22 protein-coding genes are annotated in these 21,383 nt (G+C 60.6%); 8 read left to right on the top strand and 14 right to left on the bottom strand.

The window, feature by feature from the left end; translation table 11 throughout:
• Positions 1 to 17: 17 nt before the first annotated feature.
• From L9B60_RS05295 to L9B60_RS05260, 8 genes are all read right to left on the bottom strand, one after another.
• Positions 18 to 752, bottom strand: coding sequence for an amino acid ABC transporter ATP-binding protein (locus tag L9B60_RS05295; RefSeq protein ID WP_249676984.1), 735 nt, complete (start codon positions 750 to 752; stop codon positions 18 to 20).
• On the bottom strand, positions 749 to 1,417 hold the full coding sequence (locus L9B60_RS05290) for an amino acid ABC transporter permease (protein WP_249679663.1): 669 nt from the start codon (positions 1,415 to 1,417) through the stop codon (positions 749 to 751). The genes L9B60_RS05295 and L9B60_RS05290 overlap by 4 nt, the downstream gene beginning before the upstream one ends.
• Positions 1,414 to 2,160, bottom strand: coding sequence for an amino acid ABC transporter permease (locus L9B60_RS05285; RefSeq protein WP_249676983.1), 747 nt, complete (start codon positions 2,158 to 2,160; stop codon positions 1,414 to 1,416). The genes L9B60_RS05290 and L9B60_RS05285 overlap by 4 nt, the downstream gene beginning before the upstream one ends.
• Before the next feature lie 94 nt (positions 2,161 to 2,254).
• The gene (locus tag L9B60_RS05280) at positions 2,255 to 3,160 is read right to left on the bottom strand and encodes a glutamate/aspartate ABC transporter substrate-binding protein (protein WP_249676982.1); all 906 of its coding nucleotides are present in this window, start codon (positions 3,158 to 3,160) and stop codon (positions 2,255 to 2,257) included.
• A gap of 281 nt (positions 3,161 to 3,441) precedes the next feature.
• Positions 3,442 to 4,980: a glycerol-3-phosphate dehydrogenase gene (gene glpD, locus L9B60_RS05275; protein WP_249676981.1), complete on the bottom strand. Its 1,539-nt coding sequence runs from the start codon at positions 4,978 to 4,980 to the stop codon at positions 3,442 to 3,444.
• Between the two features lie 252 nt (positions 4,981 to 5,232).
• Complete coding sequence (locus L9B60_RS05270; RefSeq protein WP_249676980.1) at positions 5,233 to 5,988, bottom strand: DeoR/GlpR family transcriptional regulator; 756 nt, start codon at positions 5,986 to 5,988, stop codon at positions 5,233 to 5,235.
• 78 nt (positions 5,989 to 6,066) lie between these two features.
• On the bottom strand, positions 6,067 to 7,569 hold the full coding sequence (gene glpK, locus L9B60_RS05265; protein WP_249676979.1) for a glycerol kinase GlpK: 1,503 nt from the start codon (positions 7,567 to 7,569) through the stop codon (positions 6,067 to 6,069).
• Between the two features lie 60 nt (positions 7,570 to 7,629).
• Positions 7,630 to 8,478, bottom strand: a complete 849-nt coding sequence (locus L9B60_RS05260) for an MIP/aquaporin family protein (protein ID WP_249676978.1) — start codon at positions 8,476 to 8,478, stop codon at positions 7,630 to 7,632.
• Between the two features lie 376 nt (positions 8,479 to 8,854).
• On the opposite strand from L9B60_RS05260, the gene ybaK reads away from it, so the two are divergent.
• Both ybaK and L9B60_RS05250 read left to right on the top strand, forming a co-directional pair.
• Entirely contained in the window at positions 8,855 to 9,325 is a 471-nt protein-coding gene (gene ybaK, locus L9B60_RS05255; RefSeq protein WP_249676977.1) for a Cys-tRNA(Pro) deacylase, read from the top strand.
• Positions 9,326 to 9,352: 27 nt separating this feature from the next.
• Complete coding sequence (locus L9B60_RS05250) at positions 9,353 to 10,135, top strand: PhzF family phenazine biosynthesis protein (RefSeq protein ID WP_249676976.1); 783 nt, start codon at positions 9,353 to 9,355, stop codon at positions 10,133 to 10,135.
• Positions 10,136 to 10,170: 35 nt separating this feature from the next.
• Here L9B60_RS05250 and L9B60_RS05245 read toward each other — a convergent pair whose 3' ends face one another.
• Both L9B60_RS05245 and argF read right to left on the bottom strand, forming a co-directional pair.
• A complete protein-coding gene (locus L9B60_RS05245; RefSeq protein WP_249676975.1) occupies positions 10,171 to 11,217 on the bottom strand; it encodes an ABC transporter ATP-binding protein in 1,047 nt (348 codons plus the stop codon).
• Positions 11,214 to 12,134 carry an ornithine carbamoyltransferase gene (gene argF, locus L9B60_RS05240; RefSeq protein WP_249676974.1) on the bottom strand — a complete coding sequence of 307 codons (921 nt, stop codon included), beginning with the start codon at positions 12,132 to 12,134 and terminating at the stop codon, positions 11,214 to 11,216. Before argF ends, L9B60_RS05245 begins: the two co-directional genes overlap by 4 nt.
• Before the next feature lie 290 nt (positions 12,135 to 12,424).
• On the opposite strand from argF, the gene plzR reads away from it, so the two are divergent.
• The 3 genes from plzR (at position 12,425) to grxD (ending at position 15,402) form a co-directional block, all read left to right on the top strand.
• Complete coding sequence (gene plzR, locus L9B60_RS05235; RefSeq protein ID WP_249676972.1) at positions 12,425 to 12,718, top strand: PlzR type 4 pili assembly inhibitor; 294 nt, start codon at positions 12,425 to 12,427, stop codon at positions 12,716 to 12,718.
• Between the two features lie 137 nt (positions 12,719 to 12,855).
• The gene (locus L9B60_RS05230; protein WP_249676970.1) at positions 12,856 to 14,970 is read left to right on the top strand and encodes a molybdopterin oxidoreductase family protein; all 2,115 of its coding nucleotides are present in this window, start codon (positions 12,856 to 12,858) and stop codon (positions 14,968 to 14,970) included.
• A 93-nt stretch (positions 14,971 to 15,063) separates the two neighbouring features.
• Positions 15,064 to 15,402: a Grx4 family monothiol glutaredoxin gene (grxD, locus tag L9B60_RS05225; protein ID WP_249676969.1), complete on the top strand. Its 339-nt coding sequence runs from the start codon at positions 15,064 to 15,066 to the stop codon at positions 15,400 to 15,402.
• A 67-nt stretch (positions 15,403 to 15,469) separates the two neighbouring features.
• Here grxD and bfr read toward each other — a convergent pair whose 3' ends face one another.
• Together bfr and L9B60_RS05215 are read right to left on the bottom strand one after the other, a co-directional pair.
• Positions 15,470 to 15,946, bottom strand: coding sequence for a bacterioferritin (bfr, locus tag L9B60_RS05220; protein WP_249676968.1), 477 nt, complete (start codon positions 15,944 to 15,946; stop codon positions 15,470 to 15,472).
• 201 nt (positions 15,947 to 16,147) lie between these two features.
• Positions 16,148 to 16,366, bottom strand: a complete 219-nt coding sequence (locus L9B60_RS05215) for a bacterioferritin-associated ferredoxin (protein WP_249676966.1) — start codon at positions 16,364 to 16,366, stop codon at positions 16,148 to 16,150.
• Between the two features lie 169 nt (positions 16,367 to 16,535).
• Here L9B60_RS05215 and L9B60_RS05210 point away from each other — a divergent pair, with 169 nt between their 5' ends.
• Positions 16,536 to 17,138 carry a peroxiredoxin gene (locus L9B60_RS05210; protein WP_249676965.1) on the top strand — a complete coding sequence of 201 codons (603 nt, stop codon included), beginning with the start codon at positions 16,536 to 16,538 and terminating at the stop codon, positions 17,136 to 17,138.
• A 59-nt stretch (positions 17,139 to 17,197) separates the two neighbouring features.
• Here the strand turns inward: L9B60_RS05210 and rnt are convergent, their stop codons facing one another.
• Together rnt and pyrC are read right to left on the bottom strand one after the other, a co-directional pair.
• Entirely contained in the window at positions 17,198 to 17,872 is a 675-nt protein-coding gene (gene rnt / locus L9B60_RS05205) for a ribonuclease T (protein WP_249676964.1), read from the bottom strand.
• On the bottom strand, positions 17,869 to 18,915 hold the full coding sequence (pyrC, locus tag L9B60_RS05200; RefSeq protein WP_249676963.1) for a dihydroorotase: 1,047 nt from the start codon (positions 18,913 to 18,915) through the stop codon (positions 17,869 to 17,871). Before pyrC ends, rnt begins: the two co-directional genes overlap by 4 nt.
• A gap of 128 nt (positions 18,916 to 19,043) precedes the next feature.
• On the opposite strand from pyrC, the gene L9B60_RS05195 reads away from it, so the two are divergent.
• Together L9B60_RS05195 and L9B60_RS05190 are read left to right on the top strand one after the other, a co-directional pair.
• Positions 19,044 to 19,985 carry a flagellar protein MotY gene (locus L9B60_RS05195; protein ID WP_249676962.1) on the top strand — a complete coding sequence of 314 codons (942 nt, stop codon included), beginning with the start codon at positions 19,044 to 19,046 and terminating at the stop codon, positions 19,983 to 19,985.
• A 129-nt stretch (positions 19,986 to 20,114) separates the two neighbouring features.
• Entirely contained in the window at positions 20,115 to 21,332 is a 1,218-nt protein-coding gene (locus L9B60_RS05190) for an argininosuccinate synthase (protein WP_249676961.1), read from the top strand.
• Positions 21,333 to 21,383: the final 51 nt, after the last annotated feature.

The raw sequence follows: 21,383 nt of genomic DNA, 5'->3' as shown, positions 1-21,383 counted from the left end.
CGCCGGGCAGCCGAGCCTTAATGTTGCAGGATCTTGGCCAGGAAGTGCTGGGCACGTTCCGAGCGCGCGCTGACGTCACCGAAGAACTCTTCCTTCTGGCAGTCCTCGACGATCTGGCCCTTGTCCATGAAAATCACCCGGTTGGCGACCTTACGGGCAAAGCCCATTTCGTGAGTTACGCACATCATGGTCATGCCCTCGTGGGCCAGTTGCACCATCACGTCGAGCACCTCGTTGACCATCTCTGGGTCCAGGGCCGAGGTGGGTTCGTCGAACAGCATCACGATCGGGTCCATGGCCAGGGCGCGGGCAATCGCCACGCGCTGTTGCTGGCCGCCCGACAATTGCCCCGGGTGCTTGTGCGCGTGTTCCGACAGGCCGACCCGCTCCAGCAGCGCCAGGCCCTTGGTGGTGGCCTCTTCCTTGCTACGGCCCAGTACCTTGATCTGCGCGATGGTCAGGTTTTCGGTGATGGTCAGGTGCGGGAACAACTCGAAATGCTGGAACACCATGCCCACCCGCGAGCGCAGTTTGGGCAGGTTGGTCTTGGGGTCGGCGATGGAGGTGCCGTCCACGGTGATGTCACCCTTCTGGAACGGCTCCAGCGCGTTGACGCACTTGATCAGCGTGGACTTGCCCGAACCCGAGGGCCCGCACACCACCACCACTTCACCTTTTTTGACCTCGGTGCTGCAATCGGTCAGCACCTGGAAGTCCCCATACCACTTGTCGACATTCTTGATAGAAATCATACGGCTAACCTTTTATGCAGACGCTTGACCAGCAACGAGGCGCAGAAGCTGATGACGAAGTAGACGAGGCCGGCGAACAGCAGGAACTCGTTGGACTGGCCGATGATGTCGCCATTGGCCCGTGCCGCGTTCAGGAAGTCCACAAGGCCCACGGTGTACACCAGCGAAGTGTCCTGGAACAGGATGATGCTTTGCTGCAGCAGCAACGGGGTCATCTTGCGAAAGGCCTGGGGCAGGATGATCAGGCGCATGGTCTGGCCGTAGGTCATGCCCAGGGCTTGGGACGCACCCATCTGGCCCTTGGAAATCGACTGCACGCCGGCGCGCACGATTTCGCAGAAGTACGCCGCCTCGAACATCATGAACGCCACGACGCAGGAGGTGAACGCCCCCACCGGCGTGTCTTCGCCGGTGATCCAGCGCAGCACGAAGGGTACCGCCAGGTAGAACCAGGTGATCACCAGCAGCAGCGGGATGGAGCGGAAGTAATTGACGTAGGCGCCGGCGACGCGTGACAGCAGCTTGCTCGACGACAGGCGCATCAACGCCAGCACAGTGCCCAGCACGATGCCGCCGATGATGCCCATGACCATCAGTTGCAAGGTCATCAGCATGCCGTTCCAGAGCCCCGGGATGGCCGGGATGATTCCACTGAAGTCCATTATTTACCCCCCACGGAGATCAGCCCGGGCACCGCGACTTTCTTCTCGATCAGGCGCATCAGCAGCATCAGGCTCATGTTCAGGGTGAAGTAGATCAGCGTGGCCAAGGTGAAGGCTTCGAACAGATTGGCGGAGAACTCGGCGGTCTGCTTGGTCTGCGCGAGCAGCTCCATCAGGCCGATCAGGGACGCCACGGACGAGTTCTTGAACACGTTGAGGAATTCGGAGGTGAGTGGCGGGATGATGATCCGATAAGCTTGCGGCAGCAGTACGTTGGAGTAGATCTGCGGCAGTTTGAAGCCCATCGCCCGTGCGGCCGATTCCTGGCCCTTGGGCAACGCCTGGATGCCGGTGCGCACCTGCTCGCACACGCGGGCAGCGGTGAACAGGCCCAGGCACACGACCACGCTCAGGAACGCCGAGGTGGTGGGGTTCAGGTCTTGCTTGAACCATGTCTGGAAGCTTTCGGGCATCAGGTCCGGCACCACGAAGTACCAGATGAACAGTTGCACCAGCAGCGGTACGTTACGGAAGATTTCCACGTAAGTGGTCGCGATCAGCGCCACCCAGCGGTTCGGCACGGTACGCATCACGCCCAGCACCGAGCCCAGCAGCAGGGCGATGATCCAGGCGATGACAGAAATGCCGATCGTCCAGCCCAGGCCCGTGAGGTACCAGTCCAGGTAGATCTCGCTGCCAATGCCGGTGGACTTGAAAAAGACGCTCCAGTCCCAGTTGTAATTCATCAGGGTCTCCCCTTGGATTGGTGATTCACAGGCACCTTCAACCACCCGGGTGTTGCAAGGCCGGGTGCTTGAAGGTTAGCCGCTACTGGGCAGGTCAGTCTTTGGCAGGCTGGTCGCTGGGGTTGGCGATCAGGGCCTTGAGCTCGTCGCTTTCCGGGAACATCAGGTTCAGGCCTTTGGGTGGGATCGGCTGGGTGAACCACTTGGCGTAGATGTTGTTGATCTCGCCCGACTTGTACACGGCGACGATGGCGTCATCCACGGCCTTCTTGAACGGTGCGTCGCCCTTGCGGATCATGCAGCCGTAGATTTCGTGGGACTGCGCGGTGCCGGTCACGGCCCAGTCGTCAGGCTTCTTGGCCTTGGCCATTTCGCCGGCCAGCAGGGCGTCGTCCATCATGAAGGCAACGGCGCGGCCTGATTCCAGCATCTGGAACGATTCGCCGTGGTCCTTGGCCGAGATCACGTTCATGCCCATCTGCTTGTCGGCGTTCATGGACTTGAGGATGCGCTCGGAGGTGGTGCCGGCAGTGGTCACCACGTTCTTGCCCTTGAGGTCAGCGAAGTCCTTGTAAGGCGAGTCTTTCTTGGACAGCAGACGGGTGCCAATCTCGAAGATACCCACCGAGAAATCGACCTGCTGCTGGCGTTCGGCGTTGTTGGTGGTGGAGCCGCACTCGATGTCCACGGTGCCGTTCTGCACCAGCGGAATACGGGTTTGCGAGGTGACCAGGTTGTACTTGACGTTCAGGTTGGGCATGTCGAGGTCTTTCTTAATGGCTTCGACGATTTTCAACTGGATGTCATGGGAGTAGCCGACCGGCTTGCCGGAGGCGTCCGCGATGTAGGAGAACGGGATGGATGCGTCGCGGTGGCCCAGGGTGATGGTGCCCGAGTCCTTGATTTTTTTCAGGGTGCCGGTTAATTCGGCGGCCATGACAGGGCTGCTGATCAGTGCGGCAGCAATGGCTGCGCCCAGCAAGTGATGAACAATACGCATCAATTTCTCCTCGACCTTGTTTTTTTTATGAGAGCCGTGGATCGGCCCTTTCGTTCAGCGTGTGGGTGCTGATTCGATAAGGAGTGTAGAGCATGAGTCGTGCCAGACATGGCGTATTGCTATAGGGGGTTGATTTTGAAGGGGATTAAGGTTTTTTGACGGGGAAATGTTGCAGGGGGTAGACGGTTGGCCGAATAAGGGGTGGGATTTTTGTTCGGAAATCCGAATGTGAAAGCGCGCACCAGCAAGGCGCCCCACCCTTTGCAGGGCGGGGCAGCGAGTCAAGCCGCCTGAATTTTCGAGCGTTCTACTTCAACTTTGTCGAGGTAGTGCTGCAAGTAATCCTGCTGCGGCGCCGTGGTAAATAACCCCAGTTTGCTGCGGCGCCACAGAATGTCCTCGGCGCTATGCGCCCATTCTTCGCTGCACAGGTAGTCCACCTCGCGGGTATACAAGCCACCGCCGATCAGCTCACCCAGGTCGGCCAGGCTATTGACGCCTTCGAGCATGCGAAAGGTGCGGCTGCCGTAGCTCACCGACCAGCGCTGGGCCAGCTCGGGCGAAAGCCAGCTGTAGCGCGCCAGCAGGGTTTGCACCAGGGCTTGCGGGGTGCTCATGTGTTCCCCGCCCGGCAGGGTGGCGCTGGCGGTCCAGCTACCCGACATGTGCTTGAAGTAGGGGGCCAGTTGCGCCAAGGCCGATTCGGCCAGCTTGCGGTACGTGGTCAACTTGCCGCCGAACACCGACAGCAGCGGGGCTTCGCCTGCGGCGCCCGACAGCGACAGGGTGTAGTCGCGGGTCACGGCCGAAGGGTTGTCGGACTCGTCGTTGCACAGTGGGCGCACCCCCGAGTAACTGTGCAGGATGTCGCCCTTGCTCACTTGCTGCTTGAAGTGTGCGTTGACGACCTTGAGCAGGTAGTCGGTTTCGCCCTCGGTGATCGCGACCTTGGCCGGGTCGCCCGTGTACTCGCGGTCGGTGGTGCCGATCAAGGTAAAACGGTTGAGGTAAGGAATGGTGAAAACGATGCGTTGGTCTTCGTTTTGCAAGATATGCGCGTGCTCGCCCTCGTACAGCTTGGGCACAATCAGGTGGCTGCCCTGGATCAGGCGAATGCCGTAGGGCGAATCAAGTTTCAAGTCGTCGCGGATGAACTTGGCCACCCACGGCCCGGCCGCGTTGACCAAGGCCTTGGCGTGGATGGAAAACAGGCTGCCATCGGCCCGTTCCAGGTGTACATGCCACAGGCCTTTGATGCGGCGGGCGTTCAGGCAGCGGGTGCGGGTGTGCACGTGCGCGCCGCGTTCACGGGCGGCCATGGCATTGAGCACCACCAGGCGTGCGTCATCCACCCAGCAATCGGAATACTCGAAACCGCGGGTGATTTCTGCCTTCAAGGGGCTGTCGGCGCCAAACGTCAGGCTGCGCGAGGCCGCAAGTTTTTCGCGCTTGCCCAGGTGGTCGTAGAGGAACAGCCCGGCACGGATCATCCACGCCGGGCGCAGGTGCGGGCGGTGGGGCAGCACGAAGCGCATGGGTTTGACGATGTGCGGGGCCTTGGCCAGCAGTACTTCGCGTTCGGCCAAGGCTTCGCGCACCAGGCGAAATTCGTAATGTTCGAGGTAGCGCAGGCCACCGTGGATCAGTTTGCTGCTGGCCGAGGAGGTGTGGCTGGCCAGGTCATCCTTTTCGCACAGGAACACCGAGAGCCCACGGCCCGCTGCATCCGCCGCGATCCCGACACCATTGATGCCGCCGCCGATCACGGCAACGTCATAAACCTCGGACAAGGGTGGGGTCGGCAAGGTGGAGTGGGGCATGCGGCCTCCTGCTTTTGTTTTCGAAAGTGAATTCGAACATTAATGTTCATTTCCGAAAATAGTAGCGCAATGAAGGGGCCGCTTCCAGTCGATATCGATTGAAAATATTGATGGGATTGAAAGTAAAAGAAAATAATCGAACATTTCTGCCCGCGTGTACTGTAGATGCGGATTAATCCGCGAAAAGATCGCCGCGGTTCACCTGAAGTGCCGTGGCGCATCCTTTGCGGATGCTCCTACAGAGAAAATGACCTACACGACTTCCAGGCGGATTTTATGCTGGGTGAGCAGTTGCGCCAGCGCCGGCACTGGCGCCTGGTCCGTCACCAGGCAATCGATCAGGCTGATCGGCCCCAGGCGCACCATTGCGTTACGGCCGAACTTGCTCGAGTCCGCCGCCAGGATCACTTGCCGAGCGTTGGCGATGATTGCCTGGCTGACGCGCACTTCCTGGTAGTCGAAGTCCAGCAGGCTGCCGTCTTCGTCGATGCCACTGATGCCCACCAAGGCGTAGTCCACCTTGAACTGGTTGATGAAGTCGACGCTGGCCTGGCCCACCACGCCGCCGTCCCGGCGTACGTTGCCGCCGGCCAGCAGCACTTCGAAGTCATCCTTGGCACTGAGGATAGAAGCCACGTGCAGGTTGTTGGTGATGACTTTGAGCTGGTTGTGGTTGAGCAGGGCGCGGGCGATGGATTCGGTGGTGGTGCCGATGTTGATGAACAGCGAGGCGTGGTCGGGGATCTGTGCGGCGATGGCTTCGGCGATGCGCTGTTTTTCGTCGCGCATCTGGTCGGCGCGCATCGTGTAGGCGGTGTTTTCGATGCTTGAGTCGTACGCCGCGCCACCATGGTAGCGGCGCAGCAAGTTCATTTCTGCCAGTTGATTGATGTCTCGGCGGATGGTCTGCGGGGTGACCACGAACAGCTGAGCCATTTCCTCGATACTGACATAGCCACGTTCACGGACCAGTTCGAGAATTTGTTGTTGGCGGGGGGGCAGATTCATTGGGTTTCCTTTGGGCTGCCGGGCAAATTTCCCCATGATGCCGCAGGAAACTGCCCGGTGCCAGTGTTGCAAACCCTATCAGGCTTCTTCGTGCGGTTCCCAATCGCGGGTGCGGTCCACGGCTTTCTGCCAGCCGGCGTAGAGCTTCTCTTTCGCGGCCTCATCCAGTTGCGGGGCAAATTGGCGTTCAATCACCGCCTTGCCGCGCAGTTCGTCCAGGCTGCTCCAGAAACCGCAGGCCAGGCCCGCCAGGTAAGCTGCACCCAGCGCTGTGGTTTCACGCATTTGCGGGCGCTCCACCTGCGTGCCAAGGATGTCGGCCTGGAATTGCATCAGGAAGTTGTTGGCCACCGCGCCACCGTCCACGCGCAGGGCGCTCAAGCGTTCGCCAGAGTCCTGTTGCATGGCGTCGAGCACATCGCGAGTCTGGTAGGCGATGGACTCCAGCGCCGCGCGGATGATGTGGTCGACCTTGACCCCGCGGGTCAGGCCAAACAGCGCGCCGCGTGCGTAGGGGTCCCAGTAGGGAGCGCCCAGGCCCGTGAAGGCCGGTACCAGGTACACGCCGTTGCTGTCCTTGACCTTGTTGGCGAAGTATTCGGTGTCCAGGGCATCGTTGACGATCTTCAACTCATCGCGCAGCCACTGCACGGTCGAGCCGCCGTTGAATACCGCGCCTTCCAGGGCGTAGGCGACTTCGCCGCGTGGGCCGCAGGCGATGGTGGTGAGCATGCCATGTTTGGACTGCACGGCTTTGTCGCCGGTGTTCATCAACAGGAAGCAACCGGTGCCGTAGGTGTTCTTGGCCTGGCCTGGCTCCACGCACATCTGCCCGAACAGGGCGGCCTGCTGGTCGCCGGCGATACCGGCGATGGCGATGCCGCTCTTGGTGCGCCCGTACACCTCGGAGGAGGATTTGACCTCGGGTAGCATCTCGCGCGGGATGTCGAGGATGTCCAGCATCCGCTCATCCCATTGCAGGGTGTGGATGTTGAACAACAGGGTGCGCGAGGCGTTGGTGTAGTCGGTGACGTGGGTCTTGCCGCCGGTAAATTTCCAGATCAGCCAGCTGTCCACGGTGCCGAACAGTAATTCGCCACGGCGTGCACGCTCACGGCTGCCTTCGACGTTGTCCAGAATCCACTTGAGCTTGGTGCCAGAGAAGTACGGGTCGGTGACAAGGCCGGTGGTTTCGCGGATGTATTGTTCGTGGCCATCGCGCTTGAGTTGGGCACAGATTTCGGTGCTGCGCCGGCACTGCCAGACGATGGCGTTGTAGATGGGCCGGCCACTTTCCTTGTCCCACACCACGGTGGTTTCGCGCTGGTTGGTGATGCCGATGGCTGCCACCTGATCGTGGCTCAGGCCTGCCTGGGCAAGGGCTTCGACCATGGTCGCGCTCTGGGTGGCAAAAATTTCCATGGGGTCGTGTTCAACCCAGCCAGCTTGCGGGTAGTGCTGGGCAAATTCGCGCTGGGAGGTGCCCACCACGTTCGCGTCTTTGTCGAAGATGATGGCGCGTGAGCTGGTGGTGCCTTGGTCAAGCGCGATGATGTAGTTCTTGTTCTGAGTGTCTGTCATGTTGATGGCCTTGCACTAAGAGTTGAAAGTCAGGGGTTGATCAAGGGTGCGGGCGCTGGTCTAGGACGCCTGTACCTTGCCCTGGGGAGTGTCGCGATTGGCTTCGGGCTGCGCGGCGGCAGGCAGGTGCCGGGCAATCAGGCCGCGGTAGGTGGCCGCACCCAGGCAGGCGCCCAGAATAGGGGCGAAGATCGGCACCAGGAAGTAGGGGATGTCGCGGCCACCCGTGAAGGCCATTTCACCCCAACCGGCGAAGAAGGTCATCAGCTTAGGCCCGAAATCCCGCGCCGGGTTCATCGCAAAGCCCGTCAGAGGGCCCATGGAGCTGCCGATCACGGCAATCAACAGGCCGATTAGCAAGGGCGCCATGGCGCCACGGGGCAGCCCGTTGTTGTCGTCGCCCAAGGCCATGATCACACCCATCAGGATGGCCGTGATGATCACTTCCACCAGGAAGGCCTGGCCCACGGTGATGGCAGGGTTAGGATACGTGGTGAACACCGACGCCAGTTCCAGGCTCGCCTGGCTGCCACGGATCAGGTGGTGCGCCTGTTCGTAATCGAAGAACAGGTTTTTATACAGGGTGTACACCAGCGCGGCGGAGCAGAAGGCACCTGCGACCTGGGCGATGATGTAGAACGGCAGTTTGCGTTTTTCAAAGCCGCCGAACAGGCACAGCGCAATGCTGACGGCCGGGTTGAGGTGCGCACCGGACACGCCGGCGGTCAGGTAGATGGCCATGCTCACGCCCACCCCCCAGATGATGCTGATTTCCCACAGGCCAAAACTCGCACCCGCGACCTTGAGCGCCGCGACGCATCCGGTGCCGAAGAAGATCAGCAGGGCCGTACCCAGGAATTCGGCCATGCATTGGCCAGACAACGATGGTTGTTGCAGAGCAGTGGACATCGATATACCCCATTTTTTGTTGTTGTTCGGCGCTGTGGCAGCGCTCGATTTTTTCACCGGAGCCAGGCCCCCCCGAAACCGGTGTGCTGCGATACAACCTTTGAAACGATCGTGCGATATTCAGAAACGAAAAAATATAGACAAGAAACGCTGCTGTCAAAGGTCGAAAATGAACTGTAGTCCACAAACTGACCAGAGTGCGTAGGACCGTTGCTGAAATTGGGTAGGGATCAGTCTTTAAATTCCGGGGAAATGTCTGTGGCGATGGACGAAATTGCTCGCCAGCAGCTGAAGTTGCCGCCTTTTGCCGGCAAATGCCCTAAAGTAGTCAGCCATTACCTATTGCCAGCGTTGGCCCCTTAAACTCGGAAATGCCATGACCCCCGCATTGGATCTGCTGAAAAAGGTTCGCGCCGACCATCGGATACACAGTTACGAGCATGATCCCAAGGCTGCCTCCTATGGCCTGGAAGCTGCCGAAAAGCTGGGGCTGGAACCTGCGCGGGTATTCAAGACCCTGCTGGCCAGCAGTGAGAAGGGCGAGTTGCTGGTCGCCGTGGTGCCCGTCGCAGGCACCCTGGATTTGAAAGGCCTGGCCCAGGCTGCCAAGGTGAAGAAGTGCGAAATGGCCGATCCTGCCGCGGCGCAGCGCTCCACCGGCTACTTGCTGGGGGGCATCAGCCCACTGGGGCAGAAGAAACGCCTGCGCACGTTTATCGACCAATCGGCGCAATCGCAGGCCAGCATTTTTGTCAGCGCCGGCCGCCGTGGGCTGGAAGTGGAGTTGTCGGCCACGGTATTGGCAGAGCATACCGGCGCGCAATTCGCCGATATCGGCCGAGCATAAAACGGCTCCCATTAAGAGAGGTATGCCATGCAGTTGGATTTCTATCAGGTCGACGCCTTCAGCCAGCGCCCCTTCAGCGGCAACCCCGCGATGGTTTATCGGTTGGATGCCTGGCTCGCCGATGGTCTGATGCAGCAGATTGCCGCCGAACACAATCTGGCGGAAACCGCTTTTTTGGTACGCGAGGGCCTGGCGTGGCATATCCGCTGGTTTACCCCCACCACTGAAGTGCCCTTGTGTGGCCACGCCACCCTGGCCAGCGCCTTCGTATTGTACGAGGTGTATGGCGAAACCGGTGAGGCCATCGAGTTCACCAGCAAGTCGGGCCCTTTGAGCGTCAGCCGTGAAGACGGCCGCCTGTTGCTGGATTTCCCGACCTTGGTGCCCACTGAAGTCGGCGTGACCCTGGACGTGGAACGTGCCCTGGGCTGCGAGGTGGTCGATGTGCTGGGCAGTAACGAATTGTTCGTGGTGTTGGCGTCGGAGCAGGCGGTGCGCGAGTGCGCGCCAGACATGGCGGCGCTGGCCAAGTTGCCTTGGCTGGGCGCCATCGTGACGGCGCGCGGCGACCATCATGACTTTGTCTCGCGTTACTTTGCGCCAGCGATCGGTATCCCTGAAGACCCGGTTACTGGCTCCACGCATTGCAGCCTGATCCCGTATTGGTCGCAGCGCCTGAACAAGCTCAGCTTGAGCGCTTATCAGTGCTCGGCACGGGGAGGGGAGTTGTTTTGCCGGCTGGAGGGGGATCGTGTGAAGATCGGTGGTTTCGCGACCCTGGTGGCCAGCGGGCGCCTGACGTTGGGGTGAAGGGCAGGAGCGGCGCGCTGCCGCTCCTGCAGGGTTCAGGTTGCGGCGAACAGTACCAGGTGTTCAGCCGCGACGCGGATGCCCACTTCATCACCCTGGCGGTAGTCCAGGTGGCTGGGGAACACGGCTTCCAGCTGGCTGCCGGTGTTCAGTTGCAGGCGGTACAAGGTGGCGGCACCCTGGAAACTCTTGCCGGCAATGCGTGCCTTCAGCGGGCTGTTGGCATCGTGCACGATGTCATCCGGGCGCAGCAGCACGTCCACCGCGCTGCCGGTGTTCCAGGCGTAGGCACGATTGCCGCGTAGCTCACCCAGCTCGGTGTGCACCGAATCATGGCTGTTCATCTGGCCGCGGATAAAGTAGCCCTGGCCGATAAAGCTGGCGACGAAGGGCGTCTGTGGTTCGTGATAAAGGTTGAAAGGGGTGTCCCATTGCTCCAGCCGGCCTTCCTTGAATACCCCTACCTGGTCGCTGACGGCAAAGGCTTCCTCCTGGTCGTGGGTGACCAGGATTGCGCTGGTGCCGCGGCTCTTTAGGATCTCGCGCACTTCAAAGCTCAATCGCCTGCGCAACTCCACGTCCAGATTGGAAAACGGCTCGTCGAGCAGCAGCAATTGCGGTTCCGGGGCCAAGGCCCGAGCCAGGGCCACGCGTTGTTGCTGGCCGCCCGACAGTTCGTGGGGGAAGCGCTTGCCCAGGCCGCCCAGCTTGACCAGTTCTAGCATCTCTTCGACCACGCGGGCCTGCTGCGGGTGCTTGCGGATGCCAAAGGCGATGTTGTCGGCCACGGTCAGGTGCGGAAACAGCGCGTAGTCCTGGAACACCATGCCGATCCGACGCTTCTCGGGGGCCAGGGTGAAGCCTGGGCGCGAAATCACCTCGCCGCCCAGCTTGACCTCGCCTTCATGCACCGGCTCGAAACCGGCGATGGCGCGCAGGGTAGTGGTTTTGCCACAACCGGAGGAGCCCAACAGGCAGCCTATGTCACCGGCATTGAGATGCAGGTTGAGGTTCTGCACCACGCGCTGGTCCTGGTAGCCGCAGGCCAGGTTGTGCAGGTTCAGCAAAATGGATGAACTCATGCCGGCTGGTACGCCGGGGCCACCAGGAACTCCAGCAGCGCTTTTTGCGCATGCAGGCGGTTTTCGGCCTGGTCCCACGCAACCGAGCGCGGGTCATCCAGCAAGTCCAGGCTGATTTCCTCGCCGCGGTGGGCCGGCAGGCAGTGCATGAACAGCACGTCAGGGGCGCCGGTGTCGAGCAGCGCGCGGGTTACCTGGTAGGGCGCGAACAGTTTCAGGCGGCGCGCGGTTTCTTCTTCCTGGCCCATGGACGTCCACACGTCGGTGCTCACCAGGTGAGCGCCGCGCACGGCTTCTTTTGGATCACGGAACACCTGCACGCGATCGCCGGCCTGGGCCAGGAACGCCGGGTTGGGTTCGAAGCCTTCCGGGCAGGCCACGCGCAATTGGAAGTCGAATTGGATGGCCGCCTCGATGTAACTGTTGCACATGTTGTTGCCGTCGCCGATCCACGCCACGGTCTTGCCGGCAATGGCGCCGCGGTGCTCCAGGAAGGTCTGCATGTCGGCCAGCAACTGGCAGGGGTGCAGGTCGTCGGACAGGCCGTTGATCACCGGTACCCGCGAGTTGGCGGCGAATTCGGTCAATGTGCTGTGGGCAAAGGTACGGATCATCACGGCATCGAGCATGCGTGACATCACGATGGCGCAATCACCGATCGGTTCGCCACGGCCCAGTTGGGTGTCACGCGGCGACAGGAAGATCGCCTGGCCACCCAGTTGAATCATGCCGGCTTCGAAGGACAGGCGGGTACGGGTCGAGGACTTCTCGAAAATCATGCCCAGTACACGGTTCTTCAAAGGTTCGAAAAGCACGCCGCGGTTACGCAGGTCCTTGAGCTCGATGCCTCGACGGATCACGCTGACCAGCTCTTCGGGCGTGCAATCCATCAGGGAGAGAAAGTGCCTTGCGCTCATCATTGACTACCTTTTTGCAACAGACCGCAGATGCTCGATGCCAGGTTTTTCGGAAAAACGAGGGAGACCTGCGGCGAAAGCCGCACGGGGCGACGAAATTAGGGGAAGACGCCATCCTATAATTAAATGTCGCGTCTTGCCAATCAGGGTATTGAATTGTAATAGATTGGAGCAGCTTCAGGCTTCAAGCTGCAAGTCCTCAGCGCGAAGCTTGCAGCGTGCGGTTGCCCCTTCGTAGAATGCCGACTTGAGCTATATAAGTGTCCAAGGCGACACACGGAGAAAGTGGAATGGAATCGAAAGAACAGCAACTGATGGAGTTGCTCGGCTTGACCGCCCGCACTCTGACGCACCTCACGGCATCGATGACGTCCATGTCGTTCGAGCTGTTGCGCAGCGACGATGAGGTCACGCGCGCAGCCGGCAAGCGCATGATCGATCGCATGGCTACCATCAGTGGCGAGTTGGACCAGCACTGGCGGGTAATCGGCGAGCTGACGGGCGTGCATGTGGCCCAGGAAGAGATCGAAACCGTGTCGGAGATCCAGTTGCAGGCCCTGCCACCGGCCATGCCGCTCAATTGAACCTGCCCAAGGGCCATTGCCTGGCCTGATGCTGGCCGATTCATGGGGCGAACCTTTATGGCGCGCTGCCTGTGTTAGTACCATAGTGCTGTCTTCGGGCCCTCAAGGGCACCTGGACAACAATTATGAGGCTGGCCATGACCAAGACCCTCCATCACCGTGCCTGCCACCTCTGCGAAGCCATCTGCGGGTTGAACATCGAAACCACGGTCACCGAGGGCCTGGCGCCGCAGATCACCTCGATCAAGGGCGACCCGCTGGACACCTTCAGCCGCGGGCACATCTGCCCCAAGGCGGTAGCCCTGCAGGATATCCAGAATGACCCGGACCGCCTGCACCAACCGATGCTGCGCAGTGGCAACCAGTGGCAGCCAATCGAGTGGGGCCAGGCGTTCGAACTGGTCGCCGCCAGGCTTTGGGACATCCAGCAGCGCCATGGGCAAAATGCCGTGGCGATTTACCAGGGCAACCCCAGCGTGCACAACTATGGGTTGATGACCCACAGCAATTACTTCCTGGGCCTGCTGAAAACCCGCAACCGCTACTCGGCGACCTCGGTCGATCAACTGCCCCATCACTTGAGCAGCTACCTGATGTACGGCCATGGCCTGCTGTTGCCGATTCCGGACATCGATCACACCGACTTCATGCTGATATTGGGCGCCAACCCCTTGGCGTCCAACGGCAGCATCATGACCGTGCCCGACGTCGAGAAGCGCCTGAAGGCGATCCAGGCGCGAGGCGGCAAAGTCGTGGTGGTAGACCCGCGCCGCAGTGAGACGGCGGCCATGGCTGATCAACACCTGTTCGTGCGCCCGGGTGGTGATGCGGCCTTGTTGTTTGGTGTGCTCAACACGCTGTTCGATGAGGGCCTGACCCGTGCCAGCCACCTGCCGGTGGATGGGCTGGACCGCGTGCGTGAATCGATCAAGGCCTTTACTGCCCAGGCCATGAGCCAGCAGTGCGGCATCGAGCCGGCATTGATCCGCCAATTGGCTCGGGATTTTGCCGCCGCCGACAAGGCCGTCTGCTATGGCCGAATGGGGGTGTCTACCCAGGCATTCGGTACGCTCTGCCATTGGCTGGTGCAGTTGATCAACCTGGTCACCGGCAACCTGGACCGGGTGGGCGGTGCGCTGTGCACTTCGCCGGCCGTGGACCTGGTGGCGACCACCGGCGGCGGGCATTTCAACGTGTGGCAGAGCCGCGTGTCCGGTTTGCCGGAATACGGCGGCGAGTTGCCCGTGTCGGCGTTGGCCGAAGAAATGCTTACCGAAGGCGAAGGGCAGGTGCGGGCGTTGATTACCGTGGCGGGCAATCCGGTGTTGTCCACGCCCAACGGCCGGCAGCTGGAGCAGGGCCTGGATGGCCTGGAGTTCATGGTCAGCATCGACCTGTACATCAACGAAACCACCCGTTACGCCGACCTGATCCTGCCGTCGACCTCGGCCCTGGAAAACGATCATTACGACACCACGTTCAACTTGTTTGCGGTGCGCAACGTCAGCCGCTTCAACCGGGCGATCCTGCCCAAGCCTGCCGGTGCGCTGCATGACTGGGAGATCTTCGTCGGCTTGGCCCAGGCATTCGCGGTCAAGGCTGGCAAGGAGCTGAAAGCCACGATGCCGCCGGCAAGCATGATCGACCTGGGTTTGCGCCACGGCCCGTATGGCGACGCCTCCGAGCACAAGCTGTCAATCCAGACCCTGGCGGACTTCCCCCACGGCATCGACTTGGGCGCCCTGCGGCCCAACCTGGCCGAGCGCCTGAAAACCGCCAATGGGCGCATTCAGGCGGCGCCCCAGGCGATACTCGATGACCTGCAGCGCTTCGCCGGTCAGGCCTTGCCGGTGAGCGGCGAATTGTTGTTGATCGGCAGGCGCCACGTGCGCAGTAACAATTCCTGGATGCACAACTATCACCGGCTGGTCAAAGGCAAGCCGCGCCATCAACTGCTGATGCACCCGGATGATTTGCTCAGTCGTGGCCTTGCGGATGGCCAGCGGGTACGGGTCAGTTCACGGGTTGGCAGTATTGAGGTTGAAGTGGCGCAAAGTTGCGACATGATGCCGGGCGTGGTCAGCCTGCCGCACGGTTGGGGCCACGCACGGGCGGGCGTGCAAATGGAAATTGCCCGCCAGCAGCCGGGTGCCAGCGCCAACGACCTGACCGATGAGCGGGTGATGGATGCGGTGTCTGGCAATGCAGCGCTCAACGGCGTGCCGGTGCAGGTGGCGATGGCCCAAAGATGAAGCTGATCGGCAAGGCCGAGCGCCACGCTCGGGTTTCCGTTACAATGCGCCATCGTGTCGACCTAGAGTCGTAAAGCTAAGCCGAGGTGTTCCATGGATATCATTGAAACGATCAAAGAGCAGATTGCCAACAACACAATCCTGCTTTACATGAAAGGCTCGCCGAATGCCCCGCAGTGCGGCTTCTCGTCCAAAGCCTCTCAGGCTGTGATGCAGTGCGGCGAGAAATTCGCCTACGTAGACATCCTGCAGAACCCGGAAATTCGTGCCAACCTGCCAAAGTACGCCAACTGGCCGACTTTCCCACAGCTGTGGGTAGGCGGCGAGTTGGTTGGCGGTAGCGACATCGTGGCTGAAATGTTCGCCAATGGTGAACTGCAGGCGCTGATCAAGGCTGCTGCTGAAAAAGCCAAGGCCGGCGAAAACGTCTGATTTTCGCGCTGCCAAAAAAAAGCCCCGCCAAGTGCGGGGCTTTTTCATGGCCGGGGGGTTGCGACGATTACTCTTCGTCGCCCATGCCCGACTGCAGGTAGTTCTCGATACCCACTTTGTCGATCAGGCCCAGTTGGGTTTCGAGCCAGTCAATGTGCTCTTCTTCGGATTCGAGGATATCTTCGAGCATTTCCCGGCTGCCGAAGTCGCCTACGGTTTCGCAGTGCGCGATGGCGGCTTTCAGGTCGATCAGCGCTTTTTGCTCGATCTTCAGGTCGCACTCCAGCATCTCTTTGGTGTGCTCGCCGATCAGGATCTTGCCCAGTTCCTGCAGGTTGGGGATGCCTTCGAGAAACAAAATACGCTTGATCAGCTTGTCAGCGTGTTTCATCTCATCGATGGATTCCTTGTACTCGTGCTTGCCGAGCTTGTTCAGGCCCCAGTCTTCGTACATGCGCGCATGCAGGAAGTATTGGTTGATGGCGACCAGCTCGTTCCCGAGGATCTTGTTGAGATGCTGGATGACGCTGATATCGCCTTTCATGGTGGGGTCCTGTCCTGTTCAAAGAGTGCCGATGAACATAAGTCTGAGCCCGAGTTATAGGTCTGTCAAACCTAAGTTATTGAATAATATATGAAAATTAATCGGAATAAGAATGTTTGAGTTCCGCATCCCGTGGCTAACTTGTTGAATTGTGGGCATAAAAAAACCGGACACGGGGTCCGGTTCTTCAAATACTTGGTTTCAGGCGGCCGTAAATTCTACCGGGTAGGGCAGGGCGGCTTGGGCGGTTTGCAGCTTGGTGAGGGTTTCGCGGACCACTTCCTTGGCCAGGCAAGCGCATTTGCCGCATTGGGTGCCGACACCTAGGGTGTTGCGAACGTCCTTGTAGCTGCAGCATCCTTCATAGATCGCGTCGCGGATTTGACCGTCGGTCACACCAGTGCAGAGGCAAACATACATAAGAAAAAACCGTCGCTGTTAAGTCTCGATGCGATGGATCTTAATGTTAATGAGAATGCTTGTCAAAGCAAGGTTGCCTGCTATTTATGACGAGTGATGAACGGTCGAACGCCGGGCATGAACGTGTATGATGACGGCCTTTCATTCCACAGAAATCAGGAAATATCGAATGAGCGTACTCGTAGGTAAGAAAGCCCCGGACTTCGACGTTGCAGCCGTACTGGGCAATGGTGAGATCGTTGATAGCTTCAAGCTGTCCGACGCAATCAAGGGCAAATTCGGCCTGGTGTTTTTCTACCCACTGGACTTCACCTTCGTCTGCCCGTCCGAGCTGATCGCCCTGGACCACCGCATCCCTGACTTCAAGGCCCGCAACGTGGAAGTGATCGGCGTGTCGATCGACTCGCACTTCACCCACAACGCCTGGCGCAACACCCCGATCAACGCCGGCGGCATTGGCCAGGTCCAGTACACCCTGGCTGCCGACACCAAGCACGAGATCTGCAAGGCCTACGACGTCGAGTCCGAAGGCGGCGTGGCCTTCCGTGGCGCGTTCCTGATCGACACCAACGGTGTCGTGCGCTCGCAGATCGTCAACGACCTGCCACTGGGCCGTAACATGGACGAACTGCTGCGCCTGGTCGACGCCCTGCAATTCCACGAAGAGCACGGCGAAGTGTGCCCGGCCAACTGGAAAAAAGGCGACAAAGGCATGACCGCATCGCCAGAAGGCGTTGCCGCCTACCTGAGCGAGAACGCTGGCAAGCTGTAAGCGCCACGCATAAAAAAACCGGCCCAGGTGGCCGGTTTTTTTATGGGCGTGGAAAACGATCAATCGTCGAAATCAGCCCAGCCGCCCATTTCTTTCCAGCGGTTGACGATGCCGCAGAACAGCTCGGCGGTCTTCTCGGTGTCGTAGCGCGCGGAGTGCGCTTCACGGCCGTCGAAGTCGATGTCGGCTGCCTGGCAGGCCTTGGCCAGCACGGTTTGGCCATAGGCCAGGCCTGCCAGGGTGGCGGTGTCGAAACTGGAGAAGGGGTGGAACGGGTTGCGCTTCATGTCATTGCGCGCCACGGCGGCATTGAGGAAGCCCAGGTCGAAGCTGGCGTTGTGGCCCACCAGTACCGCACGCTTGCAGCCGTTGGATTTCAACGATTTGCGGATGCTGCGGAAAATATCGGTCAGGGCGCTTTCTTCACTCACGGCCATGCGCAGCGGATGGTCGAGCTTGATCCCGGTGAACTCAAGGGCGGCTTGTTCGATGTTGGCGCCTTCGAACGGCTCTACTCGAAAGAACAGCGTGTGCTCCGGGAACAGGAAGCCTTTGTCGTCCATGCCAATGGTGGTGGCGGCGATTTCCAGCAGTGCGTCGGTGGCGCTGTTGAAGCCACCGGTCTCGACATCCACGACTACCGGCAGGTAACCGCGAAAGCGGGCTGCCATGGGATGGCGCGAACCGGTGCCACCTTGACCTTCCTGGTCTTCGTCGAAATGATCTTCACTCACGCATTTTGCTCCAGCAGACGCCAGCGCAGTTTTTCACCGGCGCGCAGCGGGATGACGGTCAACTCGCCAAAAGGCAGGGTGGCCGGGGCAGTCCACTCTTCGCGGACCAGGGTGATGCTCTCGGTGCTCACCGGCAGGCCATAGAAGGCCGGGCCGTTGAGGCTGGCGAAACCTTCGAGTTTGTCCAGCGCGTTGCGTTGTTCGAACGCCTCGGCGTACAGCTCGATGGCCGCGTAGGCGGTGTAGCAACCGGCGCAACCGCAGGCCGCTTCCTTGGCATGCTGGGCGTGGGGCGCGGAGTCGGTGCCGAGGAAAAACTTGCTGCTGCCACTGGTGGCCGCATCCAGCAGGGCAACCTGGTGGGTGTTGCGCTTGAGGATCGGCAGGCAGTAGAAGTGCGGGCGAATGCCGCCCACCAGCATGTGGTTGCGGTTGTACAGCAGGTGGTGCGCGGTGATGGTCGCGGCCACGTTGCTCGATGCTTCGTTGACGAACTGCACGGCGTCGGCGGTGGTGATGTGTTCGAACACCACTTTGAGCGTCGGGAAGCGTTCGACCACGCGGCGCATGTGCTCGTCGATGAACAGCTTCTCGCGGTCGAACACGTCGACGTCGCCGCGGGTGACTTCACCGTGTACCAGCAACGGCATGCCGACGTCGGCCATGGCTTCGAGCACCGGGAAGATCTTGTCGATGCTGGTGACGCCCGAGTCCGAGTTAGTGGTCGCGCCGGCCGGGTACAGCTTGGCGGCATGCACGAAGCCACAGGCCTTGGCCGCATGGATGTCGGCAGGCTCGGTGCGATCGGTGAGGTACAGCACCATCAGCGGCTCGAAGCGGCTACCGGCCGGGCGCGCGGCGAGAATGCGCTGGCGATAGGCGTCGGCTTCCTCGGCAGTGCGCACCGGTGGGACCAGGTTGGGCATGATGATTGCGCGGCCAAAGGTACGCGCTACGTCGGCGACGGTGTGCGGCAAAACAGCGCCATCTCGAAGATGGATGTGCCAGTCGTCGGGACGCAGGAGGGTCAGGCGGTCGGACATTGGGGATTCCAGGCGGTTCGAACTCGGGAGAATGCTACCGGAAAAGACTCATCGGGGCACTCGCTATCAAGTTTTGCGACCAGTGACCGATAGCCCGGAGGTATGCCGTAGAACCAGTGGAGCCTCCCGTGCGCCAGCGTTACCTTGCCTTGCTCAGTATGTTTGCCAGCCTTCCCGCCATGGCCCTGACTTTCCAGACCCGTCTGGAGAACGTCGAGTGGAAGGTGGAGGGTGATCAATTCGAGTGCCGGCTGATCCAGCCGATTACCGATTTCGGTTCGGGCGAATTCGTGCGCCGCGCCGGCGAGCAGGCGATTTTCCGTCTCAAATCCCATAGCAACGTGTTGGGTGCCGGCTCCGCGACGCTGTTGGCCGCCGCCGCACCCTGGCAGCCCGGCCGGGCCGACATCAACCTGGGGTCCGTTCGCCTGGCAGGTGGCGGCACCCTGTTCACGACGTCCCAAGGCCAGGCCAGCCGCTTGATCGGCGGCTTGATGGAGGGGCGCAGCACGGTGGTACGCAATTTTTCCGGCGAGATCGGCAGGCCCACCGAGGTCCGCTTGTTGCCGGTTAAGTTCAACCAGGCCTGGAATGACTATCAGGGCTGTGCGGCCAAACTGTTGCCGATGAATTTCGACCAGGTCAGCCAGACCCAGGTCGGGTTCCCGGGTGCAGGTCCAGACCTGGATGCGGCCGCCAAGCGCCGCCTGGACACCGTGCTGGCGTTCATAAAGGCAGATCCTTCGGTCAATCACGTGGAGCTCGACGGCCACTCCGACAACAGTGGCAATCGCCTGACCAACCGCGACATGTCGCGCCGTCGCGCCTTGGCCGTGATGGACTACCTCAAAGCCAATGGCGTGCCCGAGGCGCAGATCACGATGCGCTTCCATGGCGAGCGCTACCCGCTAGTGCCCAATACCACCAAGGCCAATCGCGCCACCAACCGTCGGGTCAATATCCACCTGGAGCGCGTGACAGCGGCGCCGGCACCCACCGCACCGGTGCCCGCGCCTGAACCAGCCGCGGCACCCCAGGCGCCTGCCGGCAAGCCGGCAGCGGTGTCCTGAGTGGCACCTGGCCGTCGCGGGATCGACAATAATTATCGCTTCATCGTCATTCACTGTCGCGCCCCTGTAAATTCGTGGGTTTGAGCGGTAGAATAATCGGCTTTCCGTAGAACCCCGTGGAGTGATGGCATGGCGGACGTAAACAAGGTCGTTCTGGCGTATTCCGGCGGCCTGGACACTTCGGTGATCCTCAAGTGGCTGCAGGATACTTATAACTGTGAAGTGGTGACGTTCACCGCCGATCTGGGGCAGGGCGAAGAGGTCGAGCCTGCACGTGCCAAGGCGCAAGCCATGGGCGTGAAAGAGATTTACATCGATGACCTGCGCGAAGAGTTCGTGCGTGACTTCGTCTTCCCAATGTTCCGCGCCAACACCGTCTACGAAGGCGAGTACCTGCTGGGTACCTCCATCGCACGTCCGTTGATTGCCAAACGCCTGATCGAAATTGCCAACGAAACCGGCGCTGATGCCATTTCCCACGGTGCTACCGGCAAGGGCAACGACCAGGTCCGCTTCGAACTGGGTGCCTACGCACTCAAGCCAGGCGTGAAAGTGATCGCCCCGTGGCGTGAGTGGGACCTGCTGTCGCGCGAGAAACTGATGGACTACGCCGAAAAGCATGCGATCCCGATCGAGCGTCACGGCAAGAAGAAGTCCCCGTACTCGATGGACGCCAACTTGCTGCACATCTCCTATGAAGGCGGCGTGCTGGAAGACACCTGGACTGAGCACGAAGAAGACATGTGGCGTTGGACCGTCTCCCCGGAGAACGCGCCTGACAAACCGCAATACCTGGAATTGACCTACCGCAACGGTGATATCGTCGCGCTGGACGGCGTCGAAATGAGCCCGGCCACCGTTTTGGCGACCCTGAACCGTATCGGTGGTGAACACGGTATCGGCCGCCTCGACATCGTCGAGAACCGTTACGTGGGCATGAAGTCCCGTGGTTGCTACGAAACCCCGGGCGGCACCATCATGCTGCGCGCCCACCGCGCCATCGAGTCCATCACCCTGGACCGCGAAGTGGCTCACCTCAAAGACGAGTTGATGCCCAAGTACGCCAGCCTCATCTACACCGGCTACTGGTGGAGCCCTGAGCGTCTGATGCTGCAACAGATGATCGATGCCTCCCAAGCCAGCGTGAACGGTGTTGTTCGCCTGAAACTGTACAAGGGTAACGTGATCGTGACCGGTCGCAAATCGGACGATTCGCTGTTCGATGCGAACATCGCGACGTTCGAAGAAGACGGCGGTGCCTACAATCAGGCCGACGCAGCGGGCTTTATCAAGTTGAACGCACTGCGCATGCGCATCGCGGCCAACAAGGGCCGCAAGCTGTTCTGATCGCGCTTGAAGTCAAACAGAGCCCCGGCATTGCCGGGGCTTTTGTTTTCA

The sequence above is a fragment of the Pseudomonas abieticivorans genome, assembly GCF_023509015.1.
Classification (GTDB): domain Bacteria; phylum Pseudomonadota; class Gammaproteobacteria; order Pseudomonadales; family Pseudomonadaceae; genus Aquipseudomonas; species Aquipseudomonas abieticivorans.
Note: the sequence above shows the minus strand (reverse complement) of the source record. Positions and strands in the feature narration are given on the sequence as shown.